3 protein-coding genes and 1 pseudogene are annotated in these 5,094 nt (G+C 61.3%); all 4 read right to left on the bottom strand.

The genetic code is table 11. The annotated features are described in order from the left end of the window. Positions 1–348: glycosyl hydrolase family 28-related protein (locus AB4043_RS13875; protein ID WP_442307303.1), on the bottom strand; the 348-nt coding region annotated here is incomplete at its 3' end. A 12-nt stretch (positions 349–360) separates the two neighbouring features. Continuing rightward, positions 361–3,114, bottom strand: a complete 2,754-nt coding sequence (locus tag AB4043_RS13870; RefSeq protein WP_442301962.1) for a glycosyl hydrolase — start codon at positions 3,112–3,114, stop codon at positions 361–363. Between the two features lie 340 nt (positions 3,115–3,454). After that, positions 3,455–4,552 carry a substrate-binding domain-containing protein gene (locus AB4043_RS13865; protein WP_442301963.1) on the bottom strand — a complete coding sequence of 366 codons (1,098 nt, stop codon included), beginning with the start codon at positions 4,550–4,552 and terminating at the stop codon, positions 3,455–3,457. A 60-nt stretch (positions 4,553–4,612) separates the two neighbouring features. Beyond that, positions 4,613–5,094: pseudogene (locus AB4043_RS13860) on the bottom strand (sugar isomerase); the annotation flags it as partial.

Genomic DNA, 5,094 nt, shown 5'->3' with positions numbered 1-5,094 from the left:
CTGGTAGACATTGATCAGCGCCGCCGGCCAGGTCATTTCAATCCCGGCAACGCGTGTAGGACGCATGGGATAGTCTTCGAGCTTCTGAGATCCCTGGATGGTGACGCCTTTGTCGATCTGCAGCGTGACGCCAGACTTCACAAAGATGGCGCCAGTCAGATACGTGCCGGCGGGGAAGGTAACGGTGCCGCCGTGTTTCGCCGCATCATCGATGGCGCTCTGAATGGCCTTGGTGTTCAGCGTGACGCTGTCGCCCTTGGCTCCGTATTTGGCGACAGAGAAGGTTGCTGCCGTGGCAGAGACGGTGGTGCAGGCCAAAGCGAGGAGGGAAAGAAGTGTCTTCTTCATGCGAGTTTCCTGTTATCGCTGCGCTTCAAATACGAGTTCGATGTTGCCGAGAATGCCTGATGGAAGTGACTTGACCTTATTGAGATCCTGCATCTGGAAGCGGTCGCCGTATTTGGCGATCAGCGGCCTGTAGTCATGCGGAGGCTGTGCGGCCCAGGCATTGAGCGCGGTGTTGTAGACATGGATCTCGATCTTGTTCTCGCCCGGCTGCAACAGGGAAGCGATGTCCAGGCGATAGGGCGGGTGCCACAGCGCGCCCGCAGGCTTACTGTTGATGACGACCAATGCACCTTCGCGCACCGGTGGGTTGTACCAGGCGTGCGTGCCGGGGCCGGTACGTGTGAGCAGGGGATTGGGAATGCCCTCACGTTTCTCGGCAGTCGGTGGAGCGTCGGGGGCTCCAAGCTCTGCACTGCCGCCGGTGATGGCGAGATATACGCCTGAGGGCGGAGCTTTCTCGATCTGGAAGCTGCGCGAGTAGACGGCCTCGCCGGAGTAGTGCGACGTGACTTCGTTCGACGTCCAGTCAGCAAGCGTGTGTTGTGTCTCGGTCTTGCCGGTGCCGGTGAAGCTGACACTCCAGTCGTGGCTGAGATCGATGGGAGCAGTCGGTGCTGTCGTTGTGGTTTTGGCCGCGGTGACGCTATTGCCGAAGAGATACGTCCTTGACTCGTAAGGAGCCAGTGTCAGTGTGATCTTCTTCGGCGTGAGCGTGCCGGGCAGTGCATGGCCGGTTTCCGGATCGAGCGCAGCGCCTGAGGTATAGCTGGTGGCGAAGCTGACGGTCGCTTTGATCTCGCGGTTGCTGGTGTTGGTCAGGAAGTAGATATCGCCGGTCGGAAGCTTGCGGCGGATGAAGCCGATCGCATTGCGGTCGAACTCTGCGGTCTCGAAGCTGAGATCTGGAGCTGCAGCCTGGTGCAGAGCCGTTGTCAACTCGGCTGCTGTGTTGGCGGCGGCAGGAAAGAGTTGGGAGGCCAGCTGCGTGAGTTCACCGGAAGACTTGCCTTCAGAGGTGAGTGTGGGCGTGTGGCCGAAGGCGACCACTTTGCCGCCGGCTGCCTTAAAGGCTGCGATTTTGCGCAGTGTGGCGACAGGGATGCGCGTCGTTGGAGGCAGCAGCAGAATGCTGTGTTGCACGCCCAGGGTGTCAATCGCTTCGGCATCGGTGAAGTCGAAGTTATAGCCCGCGGAGAGGATGGCGCCCAGCATCTCCTTGGGAAGCAGGTCCTGCATCGCTCCGGTGACGGTTACCTTGGAGGGCTTGAATGCTGCCCATGCATCGTCGGTCGGCAACAGAACGGCGACCTGGTTTGCGGGCTTGCCCTGGCGCATCAGGTAGCTCAGGCGGGCGATGTAGTTATTCACCGTTGGCATGACCGGATGCCACGGATTGTGATCGTTGAAGACGGCGGCGGCGTAGAGCGACCATCCGGGCTCACCGGCCTGCGGCGCTGAGTAAGGCCAGCCGTGGAAGATGAGCTGGTTCTCGCCCATGATGAAGTCGATGTCGGCCTCGGCCTTCATGTCGAGCGGGGTCGCGCGGAAGACGGGCGAGTGTAGCCAGGTAAAAGTCTCGCCGGAGGTGACGTTGTTGCCGAGGAGATGATTGCCGGAGCTGGCCCAGCGCAGCGTCGAAAAGGCGCGCCACTGCGGGCCTTCACCTTCGGGCAGGACGACCAGCCTCTGGCTCGAGAGCGATACGGCCGGCTCGCCGTAGGTCTGCGAACGGAACTTCGTGCCGTGCTGGTTGGCCCAGTCGTTGATCTGCACCAGATAGGCTTCGTTCACCAGCTCGGTCAACGTTTTGCCCCAGTCATGGCGAATGTTTGCGGCGTTGGGGGTATCGCCTGCCACCAGCTCCGGTAGGTGTGGCAGCAGATCGTAGCCGCGGCGCTTGCGGAACTCCTCGGGAAGCGTCGGTGTCCAGTCGGCTCCGTAGGCTTCGAGCGAGTCGGAGAAGATGGCGTAAGGAGGAGTGTCGCCGAAGGCTTTGACGAGCGGCTCTCCCACGGTCTTCAGGTGGGTGGCGACGGCTTCCTTGCTGAACGGATCGAGCACCCAGCCTTCAGCGCCGACGGCGGCGCGCTTCACCATCTGGCCGGTGTGGCTCTGCACAAAGAAGAGGATGACGCGTGGCGTGTCCGCAGGGGTGACCTTTGCAGCTTCAGAGTCAATGGTTGCGAGCGACGAGGTGGAGGCATCCCACTTCGACTGCGTGCCGTTCACTACAGCGGCGTAGATGAGGCTCTCGCCCTCTTTCAATGCGGGCAGCGGCGTGCTGGCGGATCCCGCAGGCAGAGCCGCAACGATGGTGCGCAGGCGTGTAGCGGCGTTGTGCAGCGTGACGGTAGGGCCGCCGTAGGGCCAGCCGCTGCCGAGGGTGACATCAATGCGCAGGCCAAGTTTGCGGCCCTCTGCCTGGGCGTATTGCACGGCATCGAGCATTTCTGGAGAAAGAAAGGTAAAGTTCTTCAGGCCGCGCGCAGGATCGTCGAGGACCTCGGGATAGACGAAGGCGAGCTCTGCTCCACCGATGCCATCGGCCTTCATCTGCTGCAGCTCGCGCAGGATCTCGGGCTTCTCGACCGCGGGGCCGAACCACCACCAGCGCACCATGGGTTTGGCTTCGTTGGGTGGATTCAGAAATCCCTGTTGGATGGCTTGCAGAGATGGTGCCGCTTGCGCGTAGGCAGAGACGTGGCAGCAGGCAAAAGCCAAGGCAGCTGCCGGCAGGAGCAGCTGTTTGCAGGGTAGAGATTTCATGCTGGCGAGCTTACTCCCTCAGGTGCGAACTCTAGTGAACCTGACATGCCAGTGTCAATAGGTAAACAGTTTCTGGAAGTGTTCACGTCGGCGATTGCGATGACAGTATTTGATCTATGGTCGTTTGGAGAGTTGTGCCATCCTTACCCGCCCTAGCGTTGCGAGGGCGGGGCCCCAGGTGGCATGAACATCCACAGAAGGACGGTTCGAGCTTCGCTCGAATCTCCCACCCATCGCTATTCACCCCAACCAATAAGTTGGTCGGGGACCCCGATGCGCGATGGATGGGGCACCCAGTGCATTGGCTTTAAAGTTCAGTCCGAAGTTGTCGGTTGGGGTGCTAGGAGCCGGAGGCGGGCAGGTTCTCGCGGGTGACTACTTCGTACTGCGTGAAGTTGTAGGGGGGCACGATCTCGCCGCGCAGCAGGGAGAGGCCCAGGCGCATCAGGTATTCGCCGTACTGTGAGACCTCGTGGGAGACGGAGGCGACGACCGGAGAATCGTTGCGGCGGAGCTCGGCGATCATCTCTTCTACGCAGTCGTGGCCGGCGACGGCGACCTGCTTCTCGCGGCCCAGCTTGCGGACGGCGTCGATAGCGCCGAGAGCGGCGGTGTCGTTGGCCGCTGCGATCAGGATGCGGCGGTCTTTCGGGTGGCGTTTGAGGAACTCGAGGACTGCCGTGGAGCTTTTATCGCGCAGGCCTCGGGTGTCGATGCGCACGAAGCATTCCACCGGCGTTTCGGGCAGACGGTTGCGCAGGGCTTCGAAGACGCCTGTGATGCGGCTCTGTACCATGGGGCCTGCTTCAGCGAGATCGAGGCCAATGATCCAGTCGATCTTGCCCTTCCAGCGCTCGAGGGCATGTTCGGCGAGGACCTCGCCTACGGCATAGCCGACGCGATAGTTATCGACTCCGAAGTAGATGGCGTGCGGGTGAGGGATGTCGACCGCGATCATGGGGATGTTGGCCGCTGCGATGCGGTCGGCGATGATGGGCGCTACGTGCTGGTCGATCTGGCACTCGATCACGACATCGACCTTGCTCTGCACAAACTTTTCGGCATTGGCGACGGCGGTGGCGCCGTCGTAGGAGTTGTCCAGCACCAGCAGATCGACGCCGACAGCGGCCGCGGCTTTGCGCAGGCTCTTTTCGACGGCGATGGCGAAGGGCATTTCGCTGCTCTGGCTGCCGAAGCCGAAACGCAGCTTCTTTTGCCGGGTGACATGGCGGTAGGCGCCGTCAGCGCTCTGCGAGACGTAACCGCGATGCACGAAGCTCTTCAGGATGCGGTAGACGGTGGTCTTGGAGATGCCCGTCTGCTTGTGAATGGATTCGAGCGTCATGCCCTGGCTCTGCTGCAGCATCTCGAGGATGTCGAGGGCCTTGGAGAGAACAGGGATCAGGTAGAGCTGCCGGCTTTTGCCTTTGGGTGCCACGTTCAGGTGCCTTCCATTATGAAGGAACCATCATAGAGCCGCCTAGGGCGATGATGCGGGTTAGGCGTAAGAGCTCTGGGTATTGCTGTTTTTTGCCGCCCGCTCTTCGGTAATCTTCGCCACGTAGCCGCTGGTACGCAGGGCTTCGAGGGGATTTGCGGGTAAACCGCGCGACTGGCGCCACTCGGCAACCATGGGGCGGATGTCGGTATAGAAACAGCCGCGGAAGTGCTCTTCGGCCTCGACCAGCTTGCAGGCGTCCTGCAGCTCGGCGAGCAGATGCTGGTCCACCAGGGCGGCGCGGGCGAAGAGCTCCTGCGCCTGCATGACAGTCTGTACCATGGCCTCCATCTTGCCCTTGAGGTTATGGCTCTGGTCGATCATGTAGGCGATCTGGTCTTCGTGGACCTCGTTCCAGGTCTTGTAGCTCAGAATCTCGTGGAAGATGCGGAAGACCTGGTATGGATCGATCGATCCGATGGTGAGGTCGTCGTCAGCGAACTTGCGGTCATTGAAGTGGAAGCCGCCCAGAACGCCCAGAC

Source organism: Terriglobus sp. YAF25 (genome assembly GCF_052113305.1).
Classification (GTDB): domain Bacteria; phylum Acidobacteriota; class Terriglobia; order Terriglobales; family Acidobacteriaceae; genus Terriglobus.
The sequence above is the reverse complement of the archived record's forward strand: the minus strand, read 5'-3'. Positions and strand labels throughout refer to the sequence as shown.

Coding starts and splice junctions, on each gene's coding strand:
- AB4043_RS13870 (WP_442301962.1), bottom strand. CDS start 3,114: ATGAAATCTCTACCCTGCAAACAGCTGCTCCTGCCGGCAGCTGCCTTG.